General features: G+C 43.1%; 18 protein-coding genes and 1 other RNA gene. 11 read left to right on the top strand and 8 right to left on the bottom strand.

Going from position 1 to position 25,490, the window contains the following annotated elements:
- Nucleotides 1-10: 10 nt before the first annotated feature.
- A complete protein-coding gene (locus J1N51_RS06195; RefSeq protein ID WP_208833066.1) occupies nucleotides 11-589 on the bottom strand; it encodes an LON peptidase substrate-binding domain-containing protein in 579 nt (192 codons plus the stop codon).
- Between the two features lie 140 nt (nucleotides 590-729).
- Between J1N51_RS06195 and J1N51_RS06190 the strand changes: the two genes are divergently transcribed.
- Both J1N51_RS06190 and J1N51_RS06185 read left to right on the top strand, forming a co-directional pair.
- On the top strand, nucleotides 730-1,323 hold the full coding sequence (locus tag J1N51_RS06190; RefSeq protein WP_208833065.1) for an NAD(P)H-dependent oxidoreductase: 594 nt from the start codon (nucleotides 730-732) through the stop codon (nucleotides 1,321-1,323).
- Nucleotides 1,323-3,191 carry a monovalent cation:proton antiporter-2 (CPA2) family protein gene (locus J1N51_RS06185; RefSeq protein WP_208833064.1) on the top strand — a complete coding sequence of 623 codons (1,869 nt, stop codon included), beginning with the start codon at nucleotides 1,323-1,325 and terminating at the stop codon, nucleotides 3,189-3,191. Before J1N51_RS06190 ends, J1N51_RS06185 begins: the two co-directional genes overlap by 1 nt.
- Before the next feature lie 96 nt (nucleotides 3,192-3,287).
- Here the strand turns inward: J1N51_RS06185 and J1N51_RS06180 are convergent, their stop codons facing one another.
- Nucleotides 3,288-4,421 carry a hypothetical protein gene (locus J1N51_RS06180; RefSeq protein ID WP_208833063.1) on the bottom strand — a complete coding sequence of 378 codons (1,134 nt, stop codon included), beginning with the start codon at nucleotides 4,419-4,421 and terminating at the stop codon, nucleotides 3,288-3,290.
- Between the two features lie 214 nt (nucleotides 4,422-4,635).
- Between J1N51_RS06180 and ssrA the strand changes: the two genes are divergently transcribed.
- Nucleotides 4,636-5,004: a transfer-messenger RNA gene (gene ssrA / locus J1N51_RS06175) on the top strand.
- A 41-nt stretch (nucleotides 5,005-5,045) separates the two neighbouring features.
- On the opposite strand, the gene J1N51_RS06170 is transcribed toward ssrA, so the two are convergent.
- Entirely contained in the window at nucleotides 5,046-6,053 is a 1,008-nt protein-coding gene (locus tag J1N51_RS06170; RefSeq protein WP_208833062.1) for a GGDEF domain-containing protein, read from the bottom strand.
- A gap of 261 nt (nucleotides 6,054-6,314) precedes the next feature.
- Between J1N51_RS06170 and J1N51_RS06165 the strand changes: the two genes are divergently transcribed.
- From J1N51_RS06165 to J1N51_RS06140, 6 genes are all read left to right on the top strand, one after another.
- The gene (locus J1N51_RS06165; RefSeq protein WP_208833061.1) at nucleotides 6,315-7,760 is read left to right on the top strand and encodes a TolC family protein; all 1,446 of its coding nucleotides are present in this window, start codon (nucleotides 6,315-6,317) and stop codon (nucleotides 7,758-7,760) included.
- 3 nt (nucleotides 7,761-7,763) lie between these two features.
- Nucleotides 7,764-9,002, top strand: a complete 1,239-nt coding sequence (locus J1N51_RS06160; protein ID WP_208833060.1) for an efflux RND transporter periplasmic adaptor subunit — start codon at nucleotides 7,764-7,766, stop codon at nucleotides 9,000-9,002.
- Complete coding sequence (locus tag J1N51_RS06155) at nucleotides 8,999-12,082, top strand: efflux RND transporter permease subunit (RefSeq protein ID WP_208833059.1); 3,084 nt, start codon at nucleotides 8,999-9,001, stop codon at nucleotides 12,080-12,082. Before J1N51_RS06160 ends, J1N51_RS06155 begins: the two co-directional genes overlap by 4 nt.
- Before the next feature lie 162 nt (nucleotides 12,083-12,244).
- Nucleotides 12,245-14,164: a methyl-accepting chemotaxis protein gene (locus J1N51_RS06150; RefSeq protein WP_208833058.1), complete on the top strand. Its 1,920-nt coding sequence runs from the start codon at nucleotides 12,245-12,247 to the stop codon at nucleotides 14,162-14,164.
- Between the two features lie 199 nt (nucleotides 14,165-14,363).
- The gene (locus J1N51_RS06145; RefSeq protein ID WP_208833057.1) at nucleotides 14,364-15,281 is read left to right on the top strand and encodes a mechanosensitive ion channel family protein; all 918 of its coding nucleotides are present in this window, start codon (nucleotides 14,364-14,366) and stop codon (nucleotides 15,279-15,281) included.
- An 88-nt stretch (nucleotides 15,282-15,369) separates the two neighbouring features.
- Complete coding sequence (locus J1N51_RS06140; protein WP_208833056.1) at nucleotides 15,370-15,753, top strand: MerC domain-containing protein; 384 nt, start codon at nucleotides 15,370-15,372, stop codon at nucleotides 15,751-15,753.
- 69 nt (nucleotides 15,754-15,822) lie between these two features.
- Here the strand turns inward: J1N51_RS06140 and J1N51_RS06135 are convergent, their stop codons facing one another.
- Both J1N51_RS06135 and J1N51_RS06130 read right to left on the bottom strand, forming a co-directional pair.
- Nucleotides 15,823-16,338, bottom strand: coding sequence for a DUF6702 family protein (locus J1N51_RS06135; protein ID WP_208833055.1), 516 nt, complete (start codon nucleotides 16,336-16,338; stop codon nucleotides 15,823-15,825).
- Nucleotides 16,339-16,491: 153 nt separating this feature from the next.
- Nucleotides 16,492-18,984, bottom strand: a complete 2,493-nt coding sequence (locus tag J1N51_RS06130; RefSeq protein WP_208833054.1) for a M1 family metallopeptidase — start codon at nucleotides 18,982-18,984, stop codon at nucleotides 16,492-16,494.
- Nucleotides 18,985-19,218: 234 nt separating this feature from the next.
- Between J1N51_RS06130 and J1N51_RS06125 the strand changes: the two genes are divergently transcribed.
- The gene (locus J1N51_RS06125) at nucleotides 19,219-20,715 is read left to right on the top strand and encodes an Hsp70 family protein (protein WP_208833053.1); all 1,497 of its coding nucleotides are present in this window, start codon (nucleotides 19,219-19,221) and stop codon (nucleotides 20,713-20,715) included.
- Nucleotides 20,716-20,918: 203 nt separating this feature from the next.
- Here J1N51_RS06125 and J1N51_RS06120 read toward each other — a convergent pair whose 3' ends face one another.
- Both J1N51_RS06120 and J1N51_RS06115 read right to left on the bottom strand, forming a co-directional pair.
- Complete coding sequence (locus tag J1N51_RS06120) at nucleotides 20,919-22,172, bottom strand: type II toxin-antitoxin system HipA family toxin (protein WP_208833052.1); 1,254 nt, start codon at nucleotides 22,170-22,172, stop codon at nucleotides 20,919-20,921.
- On the bottom strand, nucleotides 22,169-22,474 hold the full coding sequence (locus J1N51_RS06115) for a transcriptional regulator (RefSeq protein WP_208833051.1): 306 nt from the start codon (nucleotides 22,472-22,474) through the stop codon (nucleotides 22,169-22,171). Before J1N51_RS06115 ends, J1N51_RS06120 begins: the two co-directional genes overlap by 4 nt.
- A gap of 189 nt (nucleotides 22,475-22,663) precedes the next feature.
- Between J1N51_RS06115 and J1N51_RS06110 the strand changes: the two genes are divergently transcribed.
- Complete coding sequence (locus tag J1N51_RS06110; protein WP_208833050.1) at nucleotides 22,664-23,497, top strand: RHS repeat-associated core domain-containing protein; 834 nt, start codon at nucleotides 22,664-22,666, stop codon at nucleotides 23,495-23,497.
- Nucleotides 23,498-24,146: 649 nt separating this feature from the next.
- Here J1N51_RS06110 and xseA read toward each other — a convergent pair.
- Nucleotides 24,147-25,421, bottom strand: a complete 1,275-nt coding sequence (xseA, locus tag J1N51_RS06105) for an exodeoxyribonuclease VII large subunit (protein WP_208833343.1) — start codon at nucleotides 25,419-25,421, stop codon at nucleotides 24,147-24,149.
- Nucleotides 25,422-25,490: the final 69 nt, after the last annotated feature.

Here is a 25,490-nt window from a genome sequence, read left to right as displayed (position 1 = left end):
ACTGTATCTTTTATTCAAAAACAATAGAACTTAAAAATTGAAAAGCACGTCGAAACGAGTTGGGTTGGGCAAAGACGTTTTGTTCTGTGCGTTTTAACGGAAGTAACTCAAGCCAGCGTCGACACACCCAAACTTTAGAATCAAACATAGTGGTAGGGTACATTTCACTCAGTTCAGGATTGTGGTCAAACAACACTGCAAGATTATCGGCTAATCGTTGCGCATCGTCAGAGACTGCGAACTCCGGATCAATGGTATTTGAAGGCCAGTGGTCGACAGGCGCACAGGTACCACGTTTGAGCTCGTCGTGCTCGATTTCGAAATCTGCGACCTCAACCATGCCGATACACTCAACGTCAATGTGCAACAGACCGTCATTACCGGTCTCAAAATCAACGATTTGCACGTGACTGCCCCAGCGACAAATCGGATCGTCTAGGTTGGGCAAATTTTCATACGGTAATATCACAAAGCCTGTGTCGCCAGCGGACTCTTTTACTAGCCTTTTATATCTAGGCTCGAACACACGAAGTCGTGTTCGGCCTTTAGGCAATAAAAAAATAGGCAGTGGAAACAACGCTAACTTCATATACATCTCTCTATAATTCGATGATCACATTTACGAGATGTAGGCGGCGCCCGATCATTGATTGTTAAAAAAGATGCCATATATTACGGATACCAACTAAAGTATTAATAAGTCATTAAAAGGAAATAAAAATCTTAACTATGCAAAGCGTTTTACTCATACTTGCTCACCCTAATTTAGAGCAATCCAAAATCAATCGTCATCTTATTCAGCGTGCATCGCGTTTGGATTTTGTCACTGTGCACGACCTTTACGACGAGTACCCTGATGGGGTCATTGATATTGAAGCAGAGCAAAGACGTTTAGCTCAGTTCGATAACGTGGTTTTTCAGCACCCGTTTTATTGGTACAGCTGCCCGTCGTTACTAAAAGAATGGTTTGATTTGGTATTGCAATACAACTATGCGTACGGTCCAAATGGCGATGCACTAAAAGGCAAAAACTGGTTGTCGGTGATCAGTACTGGTGGTGGTCAAAGGGCCTACTGCGAGACGGGCCACAATCGATTTACTATGACGCAGCTACTCGCACCTTATGACCAGACGGCACACCTGTGCCAAATGAACTACTTATCGCCGTTTATTATTCATGGTAGCCGCAAGCTGTTTGCAGATAAGCCTCGGCTTGAACAGGTGACAGCAGACTATATTCAAACACTTCAAGACTTAAGTGAAGGGAAGTTATTATCTGTTAAAGATAAGGAATGGGACACGCTAGCGGAGGGACAAGAGTAATGGAACACAATCTTCTCTCAGATGCGGTAATGTATTTACTCGCTGCGGTGGTATCTGTGCCTATTGCAAAAAGGCTAGGGCTTGGCTCGGTATTGGGCTATTTAGTTGCAGGGGTAATCATTGGCCCTTATGTATTGTCATTTGTAAGTGACACCAAAGATGTGATGCACTTTGCTGAGTTTGGCGTCGTACTCATGTTGTTCTTAATCGGCCTTGAATTAAAACCCAGCCTTTTATACCGAATGCGAGTGCCGATCATTGGCAGCGGTGGTTTACAGGTTTTTTTATCAACGCTAGTGATAACGGCAGTCGGCCTTGGTTTTGGCCTGCAGTGGCAGCAAGCCGTTGCGATAGGTATGATTTTAGCGCTGAGCTCAACGGCCATTGCATTGCAAAGCTTACAAGAAAAAAACCAAATGAAATCAACGGCAGGGCAGAGTTCGTTTGCTGTCCTGTTGTTCCAAGACATTGCTGTCATCCCTATTTTGGCCATTTTACCGTTATTGGCAACTAGCGACGTAGCTAGCATGGCGGCGCACTCAGGTGAGTTGCACGGTTGGAAAAAAGGCATGGTAGCGGCGCTATTGATAGGGGCTATTATTTTTGGTGGTCGCTATTTGATGAACCCAATTTTTAGCTTTATTGCCCAGTCACAGATCCGTGAAATTTTTACCGCTACCGCGTTATTACTGGTTATTGCTGTAGCCCTAGCAATGCAATCTATCGGTTTATCGCCGGCATTAGGCACGTTCTTAGCTGGTGTGGTATTAGCAGAAAGCGATTATCGCCACGAGTTAGAAAGCAATATAGAACCGTTTAAAGGATTGTTACTTGGTCTTTTCTTTATTTCGGTAGGGGCGAGTATCGATTTTTCTATTTTTGCAGAAAACCCGAGTCTGATTGTATTTCTTACTTTAGGGCTAATGATTTTAAAATTCTTTATTCTGCAATTTGTCGGACGCCTTTCAACGATGGATAAAGCTGACCGATATACCTTTTCGTTTGTGTTATCGCAAGCGGGCGAATTTGCGTTTGTATTATTTGCGTTTGCCTTGACTGTAAATTTATTACCCCAGTCTATCGTCTCGCAATTAACCCTGGTCGTTGCTTTGTCTATGCTGTTAACACCATTGTTTTTGATCTTAAACGACCGTTTGATTCAACCGAGATTTGGGCAAAGAAAAGAGGCACCAGAGTCGGACCCTATCTCAGAAGACAATAAAGTAATCATCATTGGCTTTGGACGATTTGGTCAGGCTGTAGGTCGATTACTTGCCGCCAATAAAATAAGCGCGACAATTTTAGATCACGACTCGAGCCAAATCGATATGGTCAGAAAGTTTGGTTACAAAGTGTATTTTGGTGAAGGTGAACGCCATGAGTTATTGCATGCTGCGGGGGCAGAACACGCCGATGTTATTGTTGTCGCAGTTGACGAGCCCGAGCGCAGCTTGAGGATCATAAGTTCTATCCAGAAGCATTTTCCACACGTGAAAATTCTGGCCCGAGCAATCAATCGACCTCACGCGACCGAGTTATTAAAAGCTGGAGTTGTGGACGTCGAACGCGAAACCTTAGCAGGTGGCCTTGAGCTCGGCGCAAAAGTAATGCAACAGCTTGGCTGGCGACACAACAGTGCCTGGCGTGCAAGTCGCTTATTTAAACGACACGATGATGAAATGGTTGAGCAATTAGCCACCATGGAAAATGACGAAAAAGTCTTTATTAATCACTCGCTCAAAACTCGTGAGTTTATTAAACAAACTCTAGAAGAAGATCAATACTGGGAGCATGAGGTCGACGAACACGCATGGGAACGACCAGGGCGGCTTAAAAAGAGTAAATCTTCGATGAAAGACGTGGATTGACGGTAGCTTTCACCAGTAAAGAGTTACAACTTAACAACTACAACGTAGCAACTTCAAGGTAATAACGATAAGGCAAGTACAAGGGACTTGCCTTTATCAATTTTGTCCAATCCCTGGGCTTTTACAGGCAATTACTGCAAAAGTGTAATAAACGTCGGACTTGGCGTCTTGTTTGATGGTTAATATCTCATAATCATTAAGCTCGACGACTCGAACGTCTTTTGTATGCTCACAACGAGAATACGAATCTGCTTCAAAGTGATAGACAAAAGAGGCGACCAAGAACTTCATTAACTGAAGCAAACCCTCACTATTTTTAGACAATTCGTCTGCGAGCTTTTTGTTTTCTTCAATTGAAATGCGAATAGCCGCTTCTTGCTCTTCTGTGAGAGGTTGTTCACTGTCGCGGCTGATTTGGGCGATGTATTCATCGGTGCTATTTGTTTTGTCGTCACTGGCGACGTCTTGAGGTGAAATGTCTGTACCGGGTAAATCATCGTGATCTTCAGTAAATCCCTCAATTACATGACCGACGAAAGGGGTTGTCTGATTAATAAATCCTACTTTACCAGCGTAAGTTGCTATAACAGCTAATAAAATCCAGACCCAAACATAACGAATTAGGGCTGTACTAAACACATACTTGTAGTGTGGCGGGTGCCATAAACCATGAATACCAAAAGGCTTGAGTATTAGCAAAAATATTAAGTAAACCGGCATCAACAACGAGATACTCAACAAACTCAACATCGTCGTCAATATAAACCAGCTCGGAACGTGCAACACCAATGCAATGTTGTGAGAGTAGGGTAGTGCATCCGAGCTTACTCCAGTGACTTCATTGACGAGTCCACCAGAACTTGCAAGCGCAAAATTAGCTAAGATGGCATAAAAAGTAAGAATTAAGGTTTTACCAATCAAACTATCCCACAGCCGTAAAAACTTTGGCCAGAACTCCAAACACAATCCAACCACCACCATGATTGAAAGTAGAGCAAGAGTCGAAAAACCAAAATCAATGTCGGCAAAAAACATCAAAATGACCAGCAATGTTGGGGTCAGATATAAGCGCTGTGGTGTGTTAAGGCTATGCCAAAAGGAAGTCAGCCGAGTTTTATATTCAATAAACGGACGCATCAATGACGCTTTGTCAGGTATTGGGGGCAGAGATTGTCTAGCGGCTATTTTGGCAGCGACAAGGCGACGACGGTTTTTGAATGACAGTTCCATGTGTTTTATTTCTTACTTTTTTTTCGATTATTAACTAGTTATCGTCAAAATAACAGCCCTATAAAGTTTTGCATTTGACCAAAAAAACAGCGAAGACGATAGGTATTGTACAAAACACCAATAAAACAACTTTTGCTATTTAACAAAAGGCGTTACACTTATTACACACCAATACGGCATTGCCCGTTGGTCCAAGAATTTTATACCCGCTTACGGGGCTGATTCAGGATTCGACAGGATTGATGATTCCGGAGGTGCACGTCGAGGGGCGGTTGGCCTCGTAAAAAGCCGCAAAAAAATAGTCGCAAACGACGAAAACTACGCACTAGCAGCTTAATAACCTGCTAAGAGCTCTTCTACCCTAGCTTCCGTCCGTAAGACGGGGAATTCTAGAAGATCAAAACCCAAACGGAATAGTGGCGCGACTCCCGCCTGAGAGGCAACCCACGAAATTTAATTCAGGATAGTCTAGTTGTGGCGTGTCCGTTCGCAGCAGCTAGGTGAATGTAATAACGAGACTAAGCGTGTAGGACCAAAGGGTGACCTTTTCTGGACGCGGGTTCAACTCCCGCCAGCTCCACCAATAAACAAACCTCGACCTAAACAGTCGGGGTTTTTTTATGTCTAAAACAAGTCAATTTCACCAGTAATTTCTTGTTTGTTTTCGACTTCTTCATCAATGTTAAAAAACGTAGCTTGATTGCGCCCATTCTTTTTACTTTCATAAAGGGCTTTGTCTGCGTAGTCCAAAATCGTCATGTAAAAAATATTGTCTTTTAAGGCGCACACGCCGCTACTGATGGTTAATTGGGATATGTTAGGAAACTCTGTTTCAGCTATACGCTGGTGGACTTTGTTGAGTAAAGCTTCACAGTTTTCTTGTGTTATGCCTTTCAGTAATAAAACAAATTCTTCGCCGCCAAAACGAAACAAGAAGTCATCACTTCTAAAAGAATCTCGAAGTTTATTAGCGACTAAGATCAAGACTTCATCACCAAATAAATGACCGTAGTCGTCATTGATTCGTTTGAAGTGGTCAATGTCGAAAACAACCACGTAGTTTTGCTCGTTTTCTCTTTCTTGACGCTTTTCTCTACCTAGGTAATTGGTTGGGTTGGCGTACTCCCAAAACCTCGTAATTGCAGTATCAAACGTTTTGCGATTGAGTAATCCGGTTAGCTGATCGGTTTGTGAATCAATGATCAAATCAATAAAGTTTTTGAATACCTGAAACAACCCTGACAACAAGTCGTATTCGAATTTGTCGACTTCACGATCTCTTTCCATCAAATAAATCAAATCAGAACTCGGAGAGTGATTGACCATTAATATGAAATAGTAATGATCATTAATTTTTTCTGAGTGGCTTTCGACTTTTTGTTTGGAAAATGCACTCAATAGATCGGCAAATCGATCGGGAATCTTGATTTCCGTTGTTTTGTGCTTTTTTTGATCTTCTTCCAAAATAAATTGGCTGACAATTTTACCCGTTTTAGAGCGGCGAATAATACATTGATATGGAGGTGCAAGAATATCCTCAACGCTTTGAAGCAAGCTGAACGCTATCAGCTCTTGGTCTTGTAAAGAAGTAAACCTTTCAATGTGGCTTACTACTTTCTTTGTTAACTGCAAAGTTAACCCCCTAAAAACAAAGTACAAATCGACTTAAAAAGTGTAGACGATAATTTTTATTTGGATGGCAAAAAATCGGAACTTGGTAATTAATAGTCGTTATTGAGAGAATATTTAACCTACCGACATTTTTTGTATATTCAGCGACAGGGTTTGTAAGCTAACGTAAATTACTTTGTCAGTATTATTTGCTCGTAGTCTAATCTAACGTAGAAAAATGACGTATATCGTCATGAAAGGATTAACTTCGAGGATAAATAAGTGTCCAAGCTAACAAGCATGGTGTTTTCTGTTGTTGCAGTGTCGGTATTGTCGGCCTGTAGTAGTCACTATTCAGAAAATGAACATATCAAACAGCCCAAAAATGTCCCCATAGAATGGCAGTCTGACTTTAAAGCTGCGCTCACTGAAAGCACAGAACGCTCTCAGTCTTTATCAATACTGAGCAATCAGCAATTACGTGACTTTTTGGTATATGCATTAGAAACCAACTTCAACTTAAAACAAGAGTTTTTGTCACTACAGCAAAAACGCCAAGCTTTGACGGTTGCAAACTCGGCACTGTGGCCGTCAATCGAAGCTGGGTTATCGGCGCGTCGGACTAAAGCAGAAGAGGGGTCAATCGGAAATAAATTTGAGGCAGGGTTAGATATTCGATACGAATTGGACTTGTGGCAAAAGTTATCTGATGCAGAGCAACAAGCCCAGTTGGCATATTTAGCTGCAGAAGCGAGCTTTGAGCAAGCTAAACAAACCCTTATCGCCAATGTTATTACTGCTTGGTTTGACGTTATTGAAAGTAACCGTTTGCTTGAACTTGCCAAACAGCGAGTTGAATTAACTAAACAAAGCTTGGACATAATCGAGCGCGGATATCAGCAAGGTTTGAATGAAGCTTTGGATGTGTACTTAGCTCGTAATGATTTCAACACTGAGGTATCGCGACTTAGCCAGCAAAAAGCGACACAACAGACCGCTATTCGAGCATTACAAAGGTTGTCTTCAGACTACCCAACAGGACAGTTCGAACTTGATTCAGAGCTTCCGTCTTATCAGCTTGAGTCTTTATCAGTGGTCCCGTCTGATTTAGTTGAAAACAAACCATCGTTACAAGCGAGCTGGTATGAGCTTATGGCTCAAAACGCCAATCTCGCCTTTGTTCACAAAAAACGCTATCCCAGTTTTGTCATCACGGGTTCTATAGGTGATGAAGGACAGAAATTAAGGGATTTGTTTGATGGTTCGGGGCTGGTGTGGTCACTGTTAGGCAATTTAACGGCACCTATTTTTAACGCAGGCCAACTCAAAGCCAATGAAGAAACAGCTCGTTTACAGCTAAAACAAGCTGAGCAACGATATTTGGACAACTTGTATCAATCCTTTGAAACGGTTGAAAATCGCATAACAGACGCAGTTAGTCTAGAGCAGCGATACCGTGCCATCTTAGACGCTAAATACAACGCCCAAATGGCCGCTGAACTGTCGTTTGGGCAATATCAGAGTGGTCTTGTGACATACACGACTGTACTAAATGCACAAGCTCGGGCATTTGATGCTGAAACGTCAGCGGTTCAGTTACACAAACAGCTACTCGTTAATCATGTCCAGCTGCAACTCGCGCTTGGCAAAACTCCCCAATTCAATCAACAAAATGAACTCGCAGTGAATTCACAATTACAACCTCAATTACAAAAAGACGAAGAATAACTCATGGCAAAGCTAACAAAATTAATATTACCTGTTTGTATTATCGGCGTTACGGTTTTGGTCGCTCAATTTATTCGTGCAAACCCGCCAGAGTCTAATCGTCGAGCGCCATCAAAAGCACCGCAAATGACGGTCGAGGTTTTGCCTTTGAAAGCGCAATCTTATCCAGTAATAATCGAAAGTTATGGCACAGTTCAACCGCAAACACAAAGTGCTTTAGTCAGCCAAGTGAGCGGTCAAATCACTCATATCAACGAGCAATTTAGAGAAGGGGGCTTTTTTGAAAAAGGCCAAGTCTTAGTCGAATTAGACGATCGGGATTACAAAGCCGAAGTAAAAGTCGCTCGCGCAGGTTTGTTATCTGCCCAGCAAACTCTGCTGGAAGAACAAGCTCGAGCACAACAGGCAGAAATAGATTGGCAACGCCTAAATAACGGTAAACCAGCTAACGACCTAGTGCTTCGTAAGCCTCAGTTAGAAGCCGCCAAGGCGAAAGTGTTATCAGCCCAAGCTCAGTTAGAAAAAGCCGAGCTCGCCCTTGAGCGTACCAAGGTAACTGCGCCTTACTCGGGCCGTATTTTGTCTAAGGCCGTGGATGTAGGCCAAGTAATTTCGAGTAACACTAAGTTAGCTGATATTTACGCAACGGATTACGTCGAAATTCGCTTGCCGATTAAAAACAAAGATTTGAGCTTACTGTCTTTGCCAGAAGAATACCGCAATGGCCAAGGTCCAGCTAAACCAAAACCAGTCACCTTCACGTCTGATTTAATTGGCAGCCAACAATGGCAAGGTAACTTGGTTCGCACCGAAGGTGCCATCGACACAAATTCACAGCAATTATACGTTGTTGGGCAAATTGATGAGCCGTTTTCAAAGGGCAATCAAAAAGCCAACAAAGTATCGATAAAAATCGGTCAGTACGTGACGGCCGAAATTCCGGGTCAGTCGCTTGAACAAGCCTTGGTCATCCCTAACCGTGCCATTTACCAAGGCAGTTATGTGTATTTGGTCAAAGAAGGCTTGTTAAAACGCACCGAAATAGAAGTACGCTGGCAAAACGGTGAAGAGGCAATCATCAGTGCCGGTTTGCAAGAAGGTGATCAAGTGGTTATATCTCCACTAGGTCAGGTAAGTTCAGGTACACCAGTGTCGATACTGGGGCAAGACTCTCCACGTCGGGCCAAAGGGGAGCGTCAAGCTAGTGGCGAGAGACCAGCTAAAGCAGGAGCTCGCTCATGATTGCTTGGTTCGCGAGAAATGGCGTTGCCGCCAATTTGTTAATGTTCACTATTTTGATTGCAGGTTTGTTTAATCTGTTCAATCAAATACCTTTTGAGGTGTTCCCTTCGATAGAGTCAGACCGCATTACCGTTAGCGTGACCCTCCGTGGTGCGACTCCTGAGGACACTGAGCAAGGTATTGCGATTCGAGTTGAAGAAGCGGTGCAAGACTTAGAAGGCATCAAGAAGATCACAAGTCGTTCGTCAGAAGGCTCAGCGTCAGTTTCAATTGAGGTCGATAAAGGGTATGACCCTCGTGATATGCTCAACGATATAAAGAGTCGCGTTGATGCCATTAACACGTTCCCGGCAGATGCGGAGAAGCCAGTGATAGCACTGGCCCAGCGCAAACGAGAAGTGATTGCCGTTGCCTTGTCGAGCATTTATGGTGAAAAAGAGTTAAGAGAGTTTGCAGAACAAGTACGCGACGAAATACTCAAACTACCCGGTGTGACTCAAATCGAATTAAGTGGTGTAAGGGATTACGAAATCGCCATAGAAATGTCGACCGACAAATTACGTCAATACGATCTAACCTTAGCGCAAGTCTCTCGTGCCATTGCCAATTCCAGTTTGGATATTTCAGCTGGTACATTAAAAACTCGTGGTGGAGATATTTTATTACGCTCTAAAGGACAGGCTTACCGTCAAAATGAATTTGCCAACATTGCAATCAAAACCAACCCAGACGGCACAATCATAAGATTGTCAGACGTGGCGACAGTAATCGATGGTTTTGAAGAAACTCCTGTACGCACTCGTTTTAATGGTAATCAAGCAGCCTTTTTGGATGTGTATCGAATTGGTAACCAAAGTGCTATTGAAGTGGCCGAGCAGGTAAAAAAATACATCGAAGATAAACAGTTATCCTTACCTAATGGCTACGAGTTGACTTACTGGGATGACGACTCTCAAATCGTTAAAAATCGTATTTCAACCCTGACCACAAGTGCTCTGCAAGGTGGCTTTTTGGTTCTTTTGTTACTGACTCTGTTCTTGCGTCCCGCCATCGCATTTTGGGTATTCATTGGTATCCCTGTGTCATTTATGGGCGCGTTTATTGTCATGCCTTGGTTTGGTATTTCTCTTAACGTTATGAGTTTGTTCGGGTTCATTTTGGTATTAGGTATTGTCGTGGACGATGCTATCGTAACCGGCGAAAACATTTATACCCACCTCAAAAATGCGGACTCAAGTGAAGATGCCGTTATCAGAGGCACTCAAGAAGTCGCAACACCCGTTACCTTTGGTATTTTGACGACGGTCGCGGCCTTTTTGCCTTTGGCGTTTATCGAAGGAAACCGCGGTGCATTGTTCGCTCAAATTCCCGTAATCGTCATTCCTATTTTATTGATGTCGTTGGTCGAGTCGAAGTTTGTTTTACCCTCTCATTTAAAGCACATTAAATTGCGCCATCAAAAGGGCGAAGTGGGAAAACTTGAAGCGTTACAGCACAAATTTGCGGACGGTTTTGAACATGCAATTATGAAGTACTATCAGCCAGTGTTGAAGCTTGCTCTTCGCAACCGCTTTACTACTGTCAGCATGTTTGTCTCAGTGTTTGTGATCATTTTAGCGTTGATAATGAGTGGTTGGACTAAGTTTATCTTTTTCCCTCGGATCCCAAGTGAGACAGTCCGGGTGAATATCTCCATGCCAGCTGGGACACCATTTGAAGTGACCAATAAACACGTCATTAAAATGGCTGACAAAGCGCGTGAATTACAACAAAAGTATGTTGATGAAGTCTCTGGTGAAAGTGTCATTATTAACATTCTGGCAACGACCGGTAATCGCGGTGGTGCATCAAACGCGGGCGGTGTTCGCTTTGAGATCATTCCTCCGGAACAACGCACATCTACCATTACTGCCAATCATCTAGCCAGAGAGTGGCGGCAAATGATTGGCGCCATTCCTGGAGCTGAAAGTGTAACTTTTAGAGCCGAGATTGGGCGTACGTCAGATCCGATTGACGTGCAGTTGTCGGCGACCTCTTTAGAGACATTAAAAGAAGTTGCAGAGCGAGTGAAACAGCGACTGGCAACGTATCCAACGGTGTTTGATATCACGGACTCACTGTCCGATGGCAAACAAGAATTACAAATCGAACTGACACAGCAGGGCATCGCACTTGGCTTAACTCGAAGTGACGTAGCAAGCCAAGTCAGAACTGCGTTTTTTGGTTCTCAAGTTCAGCGAATACAGCGTGGGCGAGATGATGTCCGTGTGATGGTTCGCTTACCTTTAAAAGAACGTGAATCAATAGCAGAGCTGCAAAGTTTGTTAATTCCGACACCAGCAGGGGGCACGGTTCCATTGTCCCATGTTGCGACGTTGACGCCAGGTCAAAGCCCATCTGCAATTTATCGAATCGATCGCTATCGAACGGTTAACGTAACTGCCGATGTAGATAAAGAAAATGTAAACATGACAGTGCTACAAGCCGACCTTAAAGCGTACTTGGATGAATTGGTCGAACAATATCCTGGTGTTAGTCATTCATTAGAAGGTGAAGCAAAGGAGCAAGCTGAGTCATTTGGCAGTCTAGCTTGGGCGTTAATTTTTGTATTTTTTGTCATTTATGCCCTGTTGGCCATACCTTTTAAGTCTTATAGCCAGCCACTCATAGTGATGAGTATTATTCCATTTGGCATGATTGGGGCGGTTGCCGGCCATTGGATTATGGGGATGGAGCTAACTATCATGAGTTTGTTAGGTATGCTTGCCTTGATTGGTGTTGTGGTCAATGACTCGCTTGTTTTAGTTGATTACATCAACAAACGCCGAGACTCAGGTTTTGATATCAAAGAAGCGGTATTGACAGCGGGTAGCGCTCGCTTCAGGCCAGTAATGTTAACCAGCTTAACTACATTTATTGGTTTGATGCCGTTGTTATTCGAAAAATCAACACAGGCACAGTTCTTAATCCCAATGGCTGTATCTTTGGGATTCGGTATTTTGTTTGCGACCTTTATAACCTTGATTTTGGTCCCTGTGAATTACAGTTTAATGGCTGGACTAAAAAACAAAATAACTTAATTTCTCTAATAAGATGAAAAAACCGGGCTTCGTGCTCGGTTTTTTGTTTGTTGGGCACCCATTAACAAAGAACCTCTTTTTCGTTCTGACCCTGCGAATTTTAAATGCCTGTCTATACTTAGTCTAAAACCGCCAACATCAAACGATTCGAAAGAGGTCCTAATGTCCATCCAAAGAAAGTTTTTATTCGCTCTAGCTATCTTTGTGGTTATTTTTTCTGGCATTCGCATTGGTATAACTTGGTTGGATGCCAACGCGTCTATTAAGAAAAATATCGACGTTCAAGAACATGAAGCAAGCAAAGAAATTACTGCAATACTCAACGTAACCGATGAGGTTTTTTCTGCGCGGGTGAAATCCAGCCTAAAGCTGTTAAAGGACCGTGCAAAAGACATTGGAAGGCCTGAATTGGGGAGTACTACACAAGTCAATGGCACACCTGCGAATCAGTTGTACCTGGGTAATTCTGCCATTGCCAATAATTTTGATTTAGTGGACTCAGTTACAGAATTAATGGGTGGAACGGCAACCGTTTTTTCGCGCAAAGGTGATGATTTTATCCGAATTTCCACCAATGTAATGAAAGAGGGTAAACGCGCGATTGGTACTAAACTAGCCCCTACGGGCAAAGCCATGGCCGCCATTAAACAAAAGAAACCGTATTTCGGCCAAGTAGATATATTAGGAAAGTCCTATTTAACTGCTTATGACCCAATTATCGACTCTAGTGGTGAGGTGATCGGAATATGGTACGTCGGTTATTTAGCTGACTTGGCAACGTTAAATGAACTGATCAGCCAAATGCGCTTACTCGATGAGGGTTTTGTTGCTCTCAGAGATGGTAAAAAGGTGATCCGCCAACACTCAAACCACCTTAAAACTTCAGAACTAGAACAGATTATTGCCGGTGATGAGGATTGGCAATTGACCACAGTTGAATACAAACCTTGGGGATATGACATTGTTCTTGGAGTGAAAAAGTCAGAGGTCTCTGGACTTATTTTTCAGGCAGTGCTGGTTGGTTTTTTAAAGCTGCTGGTCACTATGATAGCGTTTGGCGTAATGATTTACGTGTTGCTCAACAAAATCGTTATCGCTCCAATTAAAAAGCAAACGCAAGCTTTGGAAGAGTTGACTAAAGGCGATGGTGATCTCACAAAACGAATCAATGCGGGTCGAACTGACGAAATAGGCCAGATGGCTAATGCTTTCGATAACTTATTAGACAAGCTGCAAGGGACCATTAAAAACGTCAAAGAGCAGAGTCATTTACTATTAAACTCAGTTAGTCAATTGAGCGATATTTCTACTAGCATGACAAACGAACAAGTCGCGCAGCACCAAAAGGCTGACTTACTTGCCTCTGCGGTTGAAGAGTTTAGAGCAACTGCAAAATTAGTGGCAGACAATACGGATAACGCGACGGATTTGTCTAAAGGCGTATACGAAGAAGCTCGAGAGGGCTCTGACACGCTTAAAGATACAACTGAGCGCATCGCGCGACAATCGGCGAGTATTGCTGATTCCGAAGCCGTTATCGACGAATTAGCTAAGGACAGTGAATCTATTTCTACCGTCTTAGATGTTATCCGTAACATAGCTGAGCAAACGAACTTACTAGCACTTAACGCCGCAATAGAAGCTGCACGAGCCGGTGAACAAGGCCGCGGATTTGCGGTTGTTGCCGATGAGGTTAGGTCATTAGCTAGTCGAACTCAGCAGTCGACGGAAGAAATTAACACCATGATTGAAAAGCTTCAAAAACAGAGCCAGCAAGCTACCGAATTGATGCACCAAAACCGAACTGAAGCTGAAGAAAATGTAACCTTTACTCAGCAAGCGAATGCAGCGTTCCTCAACGTGCTAAATGCGATGCATCAAATCAATCAGTTCAATGATGAAGTTTCGCGTGCGGCTAATGAGCAGAGTCAGGTTTCTGAAGCGATAGCTGAAGATGTGACAGAAGTATCTGAGTCCAGTACTCGAAATTCAGAAAACGCCAAACGCACAAACAAAGCTGCACAAGAACTGCGAGAGTTAATCCAAGTTATGGACCGACAGCTTGGAGCGTTCAAAGTGTAGTTAGCAGTCCCTCTCTATTGAAATAATTACAGAAAGTTGGAGATTTTTACTCACAAAGGCATTCAATTAATTTGAGTGCCTTTTTATTTGCTTTGTAACTAACTAAATAATAAGCGCTTTATTTGAACTTCCTTAGGTAGTTTAAGCGGCACAACCTTTGCGTTATAGCTACATAACGATATCAAGATATGGAGTAAGCATGGATCTAAAAAGTTTGACTCATTACATTCAACTTATTGAAGAAAAACTCATGAGTTGGTTGGATACAACCGTACAGCACTTGCCGAATTTTGTGGTGGCGCTACTTATTGTCTTGGTGTTTTCGTTGCTTTCAAGAGTCATGAGCAAAACTCTGCGCAGCGTATTACATAAAACACTAGAGTCTCGTCAAATTGCCGATTTGCTAGCTGCCATTTTTAAAATTATCGTCATGACGATAGGTATATTTGTAGCGCTGGATTTTGTTGGCTTATCGGGCACGGTAAAATCTCTGCTTGCTGGTGCAGGTATTGTTGGTCTGGCGATAGGCTTTGCATTCCAAGATATGACCGAAAACCTAATCGCTGGTATTGCAATGGGCGTGCGAAAGCCGTTTCAAATTGGTGATGTGATTGAGGCCGATGGCGTATTCGGTACGGTTAAAACCATCAACCTTAGAAATACCCTAGTCGAAAACTTTTACGGTCAGTTGGATATAGTGCCAAACAAGGTACTGTTTAGAAATACACTCCGCAATTATTCGACCACTGGCGAACGAATAGTCGAAGTTCCGGTTGGCATCAGTTACGCAGATGACATACAAAAGGCCTCGGAAGTGCTCGTTGAAGCAATCAATGGTCTCGAGTTTATTGCTAAAAAAGATGAAACCGCAGTATATGCAGAGAGTTTTGGTGATAGTTCAATAAATCTATTGGTGTGGGCGTGGATTGATTACCCAGGTCATGTTGGATTTATGCAAGCGAGACACGAGTTAGTGGTAACGATAAATAACACACTGAGCGATAACGATATATTGATCCCGTTCCCGATCAGAACTTTAGACTTTGGCATCAAAGGCGGAGAAAAACTCGATGCCATGCTGTCTAATCGACAAGCACAAAAGGATCAAAATCAATAAATTGATTGCCCCAATATTGAATTAATAGTGGCTGATTCATATATGATGTTATATTATATCAGTGTTGTAATTTTTATTGGGGCAAGAGATGAGAGATATTTTAGGAGCATGGCTGTCGATACTTTGCGTATTGCACTGTTCATTACCTATTTTATTATTATCCTTTAGTGCGAGTTTTGGATTGGGAGAGCTACTGGAGAGCTTTCACAATGACTGGTTGCACGCGATTCTTATCGCTCCTATTGTTGCAATTTTAGCTGTGAGTATTCCTAAAGCGTATATAGCTCATCGCAATCCTTTGCCAGCCTATTTGGCCGTGTCTGGCGTTATCACCCTTACAGCTGGTGTGATGGCAGGGCACGACATTGAGACTTTCTTTACTATCCTGGGCAGTGGTTTGGTGATCAGCTCTCATTTGATCAACCGTAAAACGCTAAAGTCTCGGATCTCGGCAGTCGCTAGCCAGATTTAAGCAGAATCAAAAAAGGTGAGTTGTTACTCACCTTTTTGCTTATACAATGTTTTAAATTTCATGGGTAAATTAGCGATTAATCTCCACACTTCGCCATGTATCTGAATCACTAAAATGTAAACTCGTTGTTTTGTCTAACCCATCGACATTAACGATGTTAAATTGCTCGGTCCAAATCTCACGTAACGCGTCGTGACGGATCCTAAGTCTTGTTAAGTCCTTAGGGATCTTTACTTCCTGATAAACCCATAGGTAACCAGCGTCGTTTTGAAAACCAATCATTTCTAAAGGTATGGCCTCGCCATCTTGATTTTGGAGAGCAAATCGAGTGTCGACATAGGCAGCAAATTTAGCTTGGGTGAGTTCATCAGCAATGATGTCCGATTTTGCATCAAACAGCTGCCAGGCAGCTTCTTCTGCATCGTGTAAAACAAAACGGTGCATTACTTCTAGATTGCCAGTTCGGTCGTTAAACAACACTATGGTAAATGCACTTTTCATTTTGTGTGCATGCGAAGTGAAGTTAGATGAAACCAATATAATGACTAATAAAACCACCAGCTGTTTTATTATTTTTTGTACCACGACCCTATTCCTTACCTGAGAATAATGATGACCAAAATCGATATAACCGTATTTTACCGACAAAAAAGCCCAGCAAAAACTGGGCTTCTAATTTAACAGACTGACTTGCAAGAAAACACTGTTTTAATGCAAGGATACGTTAAAGCGTATGGCTTAAGCGTCAGACTCGTCAGACTTTTCTTGGTTTTTTTTGTCTTCTTCTTTTTCGTCTTTTTTCAGTTCTGTTTTGATGTCTTGCATGATGTCACGATACACGCCTTTTGAGCTGCGCTTGTTCTTGTATGCTTCAACACGTGAAGGAATGATGCGACGAGGATAAATGTTATTTTCGTTATCTACGTCCGCAGTTTCCCAGTGTGGGTCGACAACAACACTAACTAGCTCTTTGTCTTTATCTGCAACGATCAATTTCTTAACGTGCTTAGGAGTACGACGCCAGATCTCAGCAGGGATATACTGGTCTTCTTTCGTGCCGTCAGCATAGTGAAGCTGTAGAAGAATTGGCATTACTAAGCCACCTAAGTTGTTAAACTCGATAACGTAGTAGTTTTTGTCTTCTTCAATAGCGCGTTCAAATACACGTTTTTCCCAAGGCTTGAGGCCTTTCAAGAAGCTGTTGTATGCGTTGCGTTCTTTGTTAGTTACTGTGAAACGGTCGTTTTCGTCGTAGAAGTCAGTAATGTCTGGGTTTTTCTCAACCCAAGTTTTCATACCCGCTTCTTCGTTGCGCTTAACAAACAACGGCTGAGGTTTTTCCATTTCGATGTCACGTAAGCGACCAAAATCGATATCTGGGTTTTTAGTGTCCATGCGCAATTTGTATACCGCATCAACAGAGATATCTACGTGATCGGTGGTGTAGAACCAACCGCGCCAGAACCAATCTAGGTCAACACCTGATGCTTCTTCCATTGTACGGAAGAAATCTGAAGGAGTCGGACGCTTGAACTTCCAGCGTTGAGAGAATTCACGGAATGCAAAGTCAAATAACTCACGACCCATGACCACTTCACGAAGGATGTTTAATGCAGCCGCTGGTTTTGCGTAGGCATTTGGACCCAAACGTAAAACACTGTCAGACTGAGTCATAATTGGAACCTGTACGTCACTCTTCATGTAGTTAGTGATGTAACGTGGCTCAACACCCCAAGGAATGTTTGGATCCCACTCACGACATGCTACTGCGTCTAGGAAGCTATTAAGACCCTCGTCCATCCACGTCCACTGACGCTCGTCTGAGTTAACGATCATTGGGAAGTAGATATGACCAATCTCGTGGATAACAACACCGATTAAGAAACGCTTTTCAGCTTGGGTGTAAGTACGAGTACCGTCTTTTTGTAGTTTAGTACGTGGACCGTTGAACGTGATCATTGGATATTCCATACCACCAACCGGGCCGTTTACCGACTGAGCTGTTGGGTACGGGTAATCAAACGCAAAGCGGTTGTATACTTCCATGGTGTGGATAACGGCTTCAGTCGAGTACTTCTTCCAAAGGTCGCCACCTTCTTTCGGGTAGAAAGACATCGCCATTACGAATGGCTGGTCTGCACCACCTTGGTCAAAACCTTTGGCATCCCACATAAACTTACGAGATGTTGCCCAAGCAAAGTCACGTACGTTTTCAGCTTCAAAACGCCATGTTTTAAGCTTGTCTGTGCCTTCTTTTTCGTTTTCTAAGGCTTCTTCAGCTGTTACAACGAATACTGGACGTTTTGCTGTTTTTGCTTTTTCTAAACGAGCGCGTTGTTCGCTAGTAAGAACGTCACGAGGGTTATCTAACACACCAGTAGAAGAAACGATATGGTCAGCAGGAACCGTCATTTCTACTTCGTAGTCACCAAACTCTAGCGTAAATTCACCACGACCAATGAACTCTTTATTGTGCCAGCCTTCGTAATCACTGAATGCGTGTAAACGAGGGAACCACTGTGCAAATAAGAAGATGTCGTTGCCGCCTTCGCGAGCATCGTCAGGGAAGTGCTCATAACCCGCACGCGCAGATACAGCGTCTTCTTCAACGATGTTAAAACCAAAGTCGATAGTGAACTCTACTGATTTACCAGGCTTAAGAGGGCGCTCTAAGTCAACGCGTAGGTTAGTACCTACTACCGTTGCTTTTAATGCATTGCCTTTACTGTTTTTAACTCGTAATACATCATAACCAAGCTCGTGGTCTTCCAAGAACTGTTGACGACGTAATTCACCAAGGCTTAGTTTTGCTGGCGTATTCGCGTCGCCCGCTGAAGTAGCTGGACCGCGACGACCGATACCGGCAAATGACGTACCCGCCTCAGCAATTGAGTCTGGCTTGTATTTATTCTGTTCTAATTGAAGCCACAAGTACTTCAACGTGTAAGGTGAGTTGTTTTTGTAGGTAATTTCTTCAGTTGCGTCGATTCGGCGTTTGGCTTCGTCTAAACGAACTTTGATTTTGTAGTCTACTTTTTGTTGCCAGTACTTTTCACCTGGCTCACCCGTTGCCGCACGATAGACGTTTGGCGTCGGAAGAATCTCTTCCATTTGGCGAAACTTGTCTTCAAAGTCGCCTTTGGTTTGTTTTACAGCATCCGCTGCTGCTGTCGCACTGACAGAGACAGCGAATACAAGCGTCAACAAACGTTTGATATTACGAGTAGTCATAATGATTCCACGTTCCCTAGGTTTTGTTGCGGTTTTATAAGCTCAGATTTTGTTGATCTGATTGTTATTTTGCAGCCTAAAAGCATAGCAAATTGAGCGTTAAAGTGACACGCCTTTATCCGCCACAAACCGTGACTCATCGAAATTTATAAAAACGACTGGTGTTTTTGACATACTTGGATAGAATCGCTTCCTCATTTTTTTTATTCGGGTCAGAAAAGAGACAATTTTTTCATGATTACAGTAGGTATCGATTACGGCACGTCAAACTCAGAAGTTGTATGGTTTGACGGTAAAGAACATCACTATATAGAACTAGATAAAGAGTCGCGTACACCATTTAAAATACGCTCGTCTGTGTTTATCTATTACGAAGATGATCTGCCTTTGCCACCGGTAGAGGTGATCCAACAAAAAGTAGAGCGGATCAAAACCTCGATTCAAGCTCAGTTGGATAAAGCCAAAGACAAATACGAAGACGCGACGACGCCAGCGGAGCAAAAGCGCTACCTAACTCAAATCGACCAGTTACGCGGTGAGTATCACAACACACCTAAGCTTCAGCGCCGCGCGATTAACGAATTACAAAAAGACCAATCAGTGGATGACCTACCGCTGCACACCATGGTTGAAACCGGCACATTCTTGTTTGGTGAAGCGGGTTTTAAGCAGTATCTCAAAACCCCAGAAAAAGGCCGTTTGATTTACTCACCAAAGAACTTCCTTGGCGCTAACTTGTTAGAAGGTCAACAAACCGCGTTTGTGGGCTTGATTGCCAAGCAGTTGCAGTTTTTTAAAGAGTCTGCTGAAAAGCAACTTGGGCAAAAGGTGGGCGGGGCCGTTATTGGTCGTCCAGTTAAGTATCACGGTACTCGTGGTGAAGAAGGCAACAGACAAGCGATTGATATCATGACCAAAGCGGCTGCTTTGGCTGGATTTGAGCAAGTCGACTTTTTGGAAGAGCCAATTGCCGCGGCATACCGAATTGAACAGCAGCTCGATAGCGAAAAAGTGGCACTTGTTGTTGATATTGGTGGTGGTACAACGGATATTTGTGCGATTCGCCTTGGTACTCAAAAACAACAAGACTACGACCGTCAACAAGATGTTCTGTCAGTGACTGGCACGCGTTTGGGCGGGATGGAATGCGATAAAAACCTAATCCTAAAATCTATCGCACCTTCGATGGGCCTAGGTACAGAAACGACCAACGGTATCCCTATTCCACCTCTGTACTACAACGATATGGTGGCCGTTGACGACATTCCGCGTCTTAACAAGTTCTTCTCTGACGAAATGGGTCTGGAAATTGCCCAAACAATGTCTGTTGCAAGAGAACCAGACTTACTTGAGCGTCTACTGATGGTTCAAGAAGAAAAATTATCAGCGCGACTGGTTAACTCGTCTCGTATGGCAAAAGAAATGTTGTCTGACAAAAATCATATTGTTTTGCCACTGAAATACATCGAGCCAGACTACCAAGTCGAACTTACCGAAGCAGACCTTAAACGCTCGATGAATGCTTGGATGGGTCGTGTTAAAAACCTCATCAAAGAGTGCTTGGACAAGAGCCCAGAGTCACCAGAAATTCTATTTATCACTGGTGGTATGAGCTTGTCGCCAATCGTGCAACAAGAAATCAAAGCCATGCTTCCGGACTTACCAACGGTAACGGCCGATGCGTTTAAGTCAATTTCTGAAGGTCTGAGCATTCAGGCGCAACGTAGATAAACTTTTCTCTTTTTTAGTTGTATAGGAGGTAGCTACAAACCTCCTTTATGACTTGTTTAGTGTTCATTTCTCATTTTTATTAACATTTGGTTGCATTTATCTCTATGTGTAGCACTTTTAGTGCTCTAGAGTTTTCGCTAAATAATGCGACCGTTTTTCTGCTCACGCAATGTTTGAACTCGAAAACCAGTATAGAGAATATTCTAAACTCTAAATGCTTCTAGCATTCCAAGCTGCTCTTGCCTACTAATACCAATATCTGACGCTATCGCTTGCCAGTTTTTTACTGAGAGCATCACTTCGTCGTAGATTTTCTTAGCTTCAGATTCTTTTAAGTTAAAGTAATCAGCGACATTAAATGCCAAACCATAATCTAGCTCATTTGACATATCATCTATGTTTAGGTGTAAGCCGGTCTTATCAATCGATGGGTTTAAATCATATGCAGGTGACAGTGCCCATCCTTTTTTAGTTAGCAAGAAGCCATGATTACGTAGATGGTCATCGGTATTAGATACCGCAATATTAAACACAATACGACGCCATAACTGCGCTAAATCTTTTTGAGTTTGCGAGCCGTTTATAGTTAGGAATTCTGCTAGCTCTAAGTAACTTGCATCTTCTGTTTCGCCCCTGCCGTCATAGTACTGAAGCTGAGTCATAGCTGATGAAAAATGTATTCGCTGACCTTTATTTCGGTCAAATCGTTTAGTGATAAACGTATGATGAGTCGAGTTAAACTTTTCAATGTTACATGGATACATGTCAATGCCAGCACCAAGAGCTAACTTGTGACAAACCATTTCCCAAGCACCGACATCTGTCGTGTCGTTACTATTGGGAAACTTGGCTATCCATAAATCATTGTTATCATCATGCACACATGCTTTAGGGCGAGCACCACCTAATGAGGAGCCTGGTGCAATCAGCATGCTTAGCCAACGGTAATACTCATCGCTATCAATGTTTTCATCGTTTTCGATCATTATTGAAGCGTATTCTAGTTGTTTAAGTGACGCCATTGGTGGTGCAGCATACTCAGCATTATCATCCAAAAAATTACTCTCTGGCGATGTTTTAAACCGTAAACCTCCCATCCGGAATGTGTCATGAACACCAAGCAAATAATCCATGGCTGTCATTCTGGCGGTTTCTCTGTGGCCATTTTTAAAATCGAGAGCTGCACGCCGTTTCATCAATAATTCACCCCAACGGTCTGGGCAAGAATCTAGAAATACGCGGAAGTTCTTATCACTTCTATCGTTGTAATGCTCGCCAGAAGTTAATGCCAGTGACGGATCAAGCTGCATGCGAAACGGAGATGTTAAGAATGCTTTATCGTATTCAAAGCTAAACACGCCACCTCGTGATGTTTCCTGAAATAAAAGGTGGCCGGCTAAAATAGGCGCTTTTATTGGATGCCAAGCAGCATAAACCTCAGCAGTTACTCGACTCATCGCTTTTTCTCCAATAACTTCATGTCTTGAAGTTTACTTCCCAACTCATCGTGCCCGGCCATATCTGCAAAATTGCTTTCCATGCCAAACACCGCCATCACTTTTAAGTACGCGCCAATAGCAACACCTGGGTCGCCGTTGAATACTTTAGTGATGGTTTTAGGGTCTAATCCTGTCCGCTCTGCTACCAATGACTTGGTGAATTCTCTGCGTTTCATGGCGAGAAATAAGTCTTCACCAAACGTAGTAAGGATCTTCTTTTGCTTTGGAAACAGCTTTTTGTGGCCTGCTACACTTGTCATGCTTAACTCACTGGGGATTATTATCCCGTTAATTGGGTATTAATACGGATAATTATCCCTAAAAAATAAAATTGATCAAGTTGTTGCTATGATACTAAAAGCTCAAGTGGGGATTATTATCCGTTGATGCTTGTTATTTTGTGGATAATTATCCCTACTTTACTGTGGTTGATCGCAGGTGCCCCGTTCATGAACTATTTGCTGTTTCAGATAGTTAAGAATCTACAGTTGGCCGATGAGAAGTCTTCTATTGTATTGGAGACAGATATCAACGGCCAAGCAGTTACGCGACACGACTATAGTGCTTATGGCGAACCAATGAACGACTCTCCATCACGTTTTCGCTATACTGGACAAGCACTCATTCCGGGTACCGAGCTTTATTACAACAAAGCACGGATTTATCATCCAAAGCTAGGGCGCTTCTTACAGACTGACCCTGTGGGTTATGAAGATCAGATGAATCTTTATGCTTATGTGGGGAATGATCCGGTAAACATGGTTGATCCCACTGGAAAGTGGGGCGTTGCTGGCGCTATTTGGGGAGCTGTTTCTGGAGGCGTTGGTGGTGCTATAACAGGTTACAAACAAGGAGGTTGGTCAGGCGCACTGAAAGGTGGTGCAGTTGGAGCAGGCACAGGAGCAGTTGTCGGATTTGTTGCACCAACTGCGGCAGGTGCATTTGCGACTAATGCTACTGCCAGTATCCTAGGTCAGATGGGTGGTAATGTAGCTAACGGTGGAAATGCGACTGATAATGTAAGTGTTGTATCCGCAGTTGGAGCTGGTGTAGGTGGAGCTATTGCCAATAGTGCCAAAGCCGTAGGAGCCGTAGCACCAAATATCTACAAGGAAGTTGTAGGTAAAGCTGTTACAGCAAACACTAGCCCAAGCAAGGCTATCGGCTCAGGTATCGTAGCAGTTAGTGAAGGAGTTGGTGCCGCTGTAGGTGAAACTGCTGGGCAGAAATGGAGTGACCTAAAAGATCAAATGGTTGAAGAGATTAAAGAGGGGAGCAACTAGAAATGATAAAATCTAAAAAAATAGAGATTAATGATGCTTAGAAATTTCGCTATATTAGCTTTCATAATTATTGGGCTTTGTGAATTTTTGATCGTAATAGCTCTATTGGCTATAGGTTTGTTTGGTGTTGTAGAAGAACCTAGGGCAACAGAATTAGTCAAGGAACTGTTTTTGACAGGAGCCGTTTTGTTTGGCCCATTTCTGTTTAGCCGATGGTTTATAAAATGTGATTCTTGCGCTAAAAATTTAGTTACATTCAATAATTTTGACGGTAAATCAGTTAGCTGGGATGACTTATTGATTTCAATGGTTAGTAAGAAACCTGTGCAATGTCCTTGTTGTCGAAAACCAAATTACCTTCGAAATAATAAGTCGAATATTTAAGTTAACACTTTGAATCCAAAGCCTCGCTAGTCGGGGCTAGGATTCAACCAAACTAGCAATACTTGCTCTCAATCCAAAGCCAGCGGAAGCTGGTTTTGTTTTTTGGGTCAATGAAAATAGTCGTTTGGTGCCAAATTCAATTGGGTGATCTGCTCAGGCGGGTGATCTTTTAACAAGAGAGCCGTGCCGAAGAAGTTCAAAATCTTTCATCTGGACTTCAGCTTTTTTGCCTTCGCCAATAACTTGATAAAATATCCCCTAGCTTTTACTCCACAACCTTAGCATCAAATTCGCCATCGGCGACTTTAACTCTCACCTTGTCATCCGCTTTGACCATTTTACTGTTGGTGATCACTCTGCCTTGCTCTGTTGTCGCGATGGCGTAGCCTCGGGTGAGGGTGGCTAATGGACTGACAATGTTGAGTTTTTCGGTGTTTTTTTCAAAACGACGCTGGGCGTCGGCCATGCGCTGGTTGAGTAATTTAGGAAGTACTGCTTGGTACTGAGTAAGCTGCTGTTTTGCCATATTAAGTGCGTGTTTGGGCGACTGACTTAACAAGCGCTCTTGATTGACTTCGAGTCTTTGTTTGGCGTTACTTAACCTTTGGTTAAATGCGCGATTAAGGGCGTTATTTAAGTCATCGGTTTGTTGCTGGGCCATTCTCAATTGATAGTTTGGATGCAACAGGCTCAATGCTCGTTTGAGTTGGTTGTGCTGGTTTTTGTTTGCTTGATGCTGGTGCGCATAGGCGCGTACCAAACGATTGCGAAGTTGTTGCAACTGGGCCAAGCGCTCGGAGTTATCACTGCTGACAATCTCCGCTGCAGCCGATGGCGTAGGCGCACGTAAATCAGCAACAAAGTCGGCAATTGAGACATCTATTTCGTGACCAACGGCACTTATAATAGGGATGCCCGAATTATAAATGGTATGTGCCAAGCCTTCGTCATTAAACGCCCACAAATCCTCTAATGAGCCACCACCGCGACCGACAATCAGTACATCGACCTCTTGTCGCACATTGGCTGTATTTATCGCCCAAATAATATTGCCCGGCGCGTGTTCGCCTTGCACCATGGTCGGATAAATGATGACTTCAGTTTGTGGTGAACGACGTTTGAGCACGGTCAAAATGTCATGCACTGCAGCACCAGTCGGACTGGTGACTAGACCAACGCGCTTGGGAGCAACAGGAATGGCTTGTTTGACGTCTTGGTCAAACAACCCCATTTGGCCAAGCTGATGTTTGAGTTGTTCAAATTGTTGTTTTAACAGGCCTTCACCAGCAGGTTCCATAAACTCGACGATGAGTTGATAGTCACCGCGCGGCTCGTAAAGGCTTAATCGTCCGCGAACCAAAACTTGACTGCCATTGTCGATAGGGGCGCTAACATGACGGTTATTGCCTTTGAACATGGCGCCTTTGATTTGGGCTTTTTGATCTTTTAACGAAAAGTACCAATGGCCACTGGAAGCACGGACAAAATTTGAGATCTCACCACTGATCCAAATGTTTAAAAACTCGCCTTCGAGCATCATTCTAACTTTTTGATTTAGCTCAGATACTTGAAATATCTTAGGCTGGCCAACACCTGTTGGGTCGGTTTG

Origin of the sequence: Psychrosphaera ytuae (genome assembly GCF_017638545.1) — a bacterium.
Taxonomy (GTDB): Bacteria; Pseudomonadota; Gammaproteobacteria; order Enterobacterales; family Alteromonadaceae; genus Psychrosphaera; species Psychrosphaera ytuae.
Note: the sequence above shows the minus strand (reverse complement) of the source record. Positions and strands in the feature narration are given on the sequence as shown.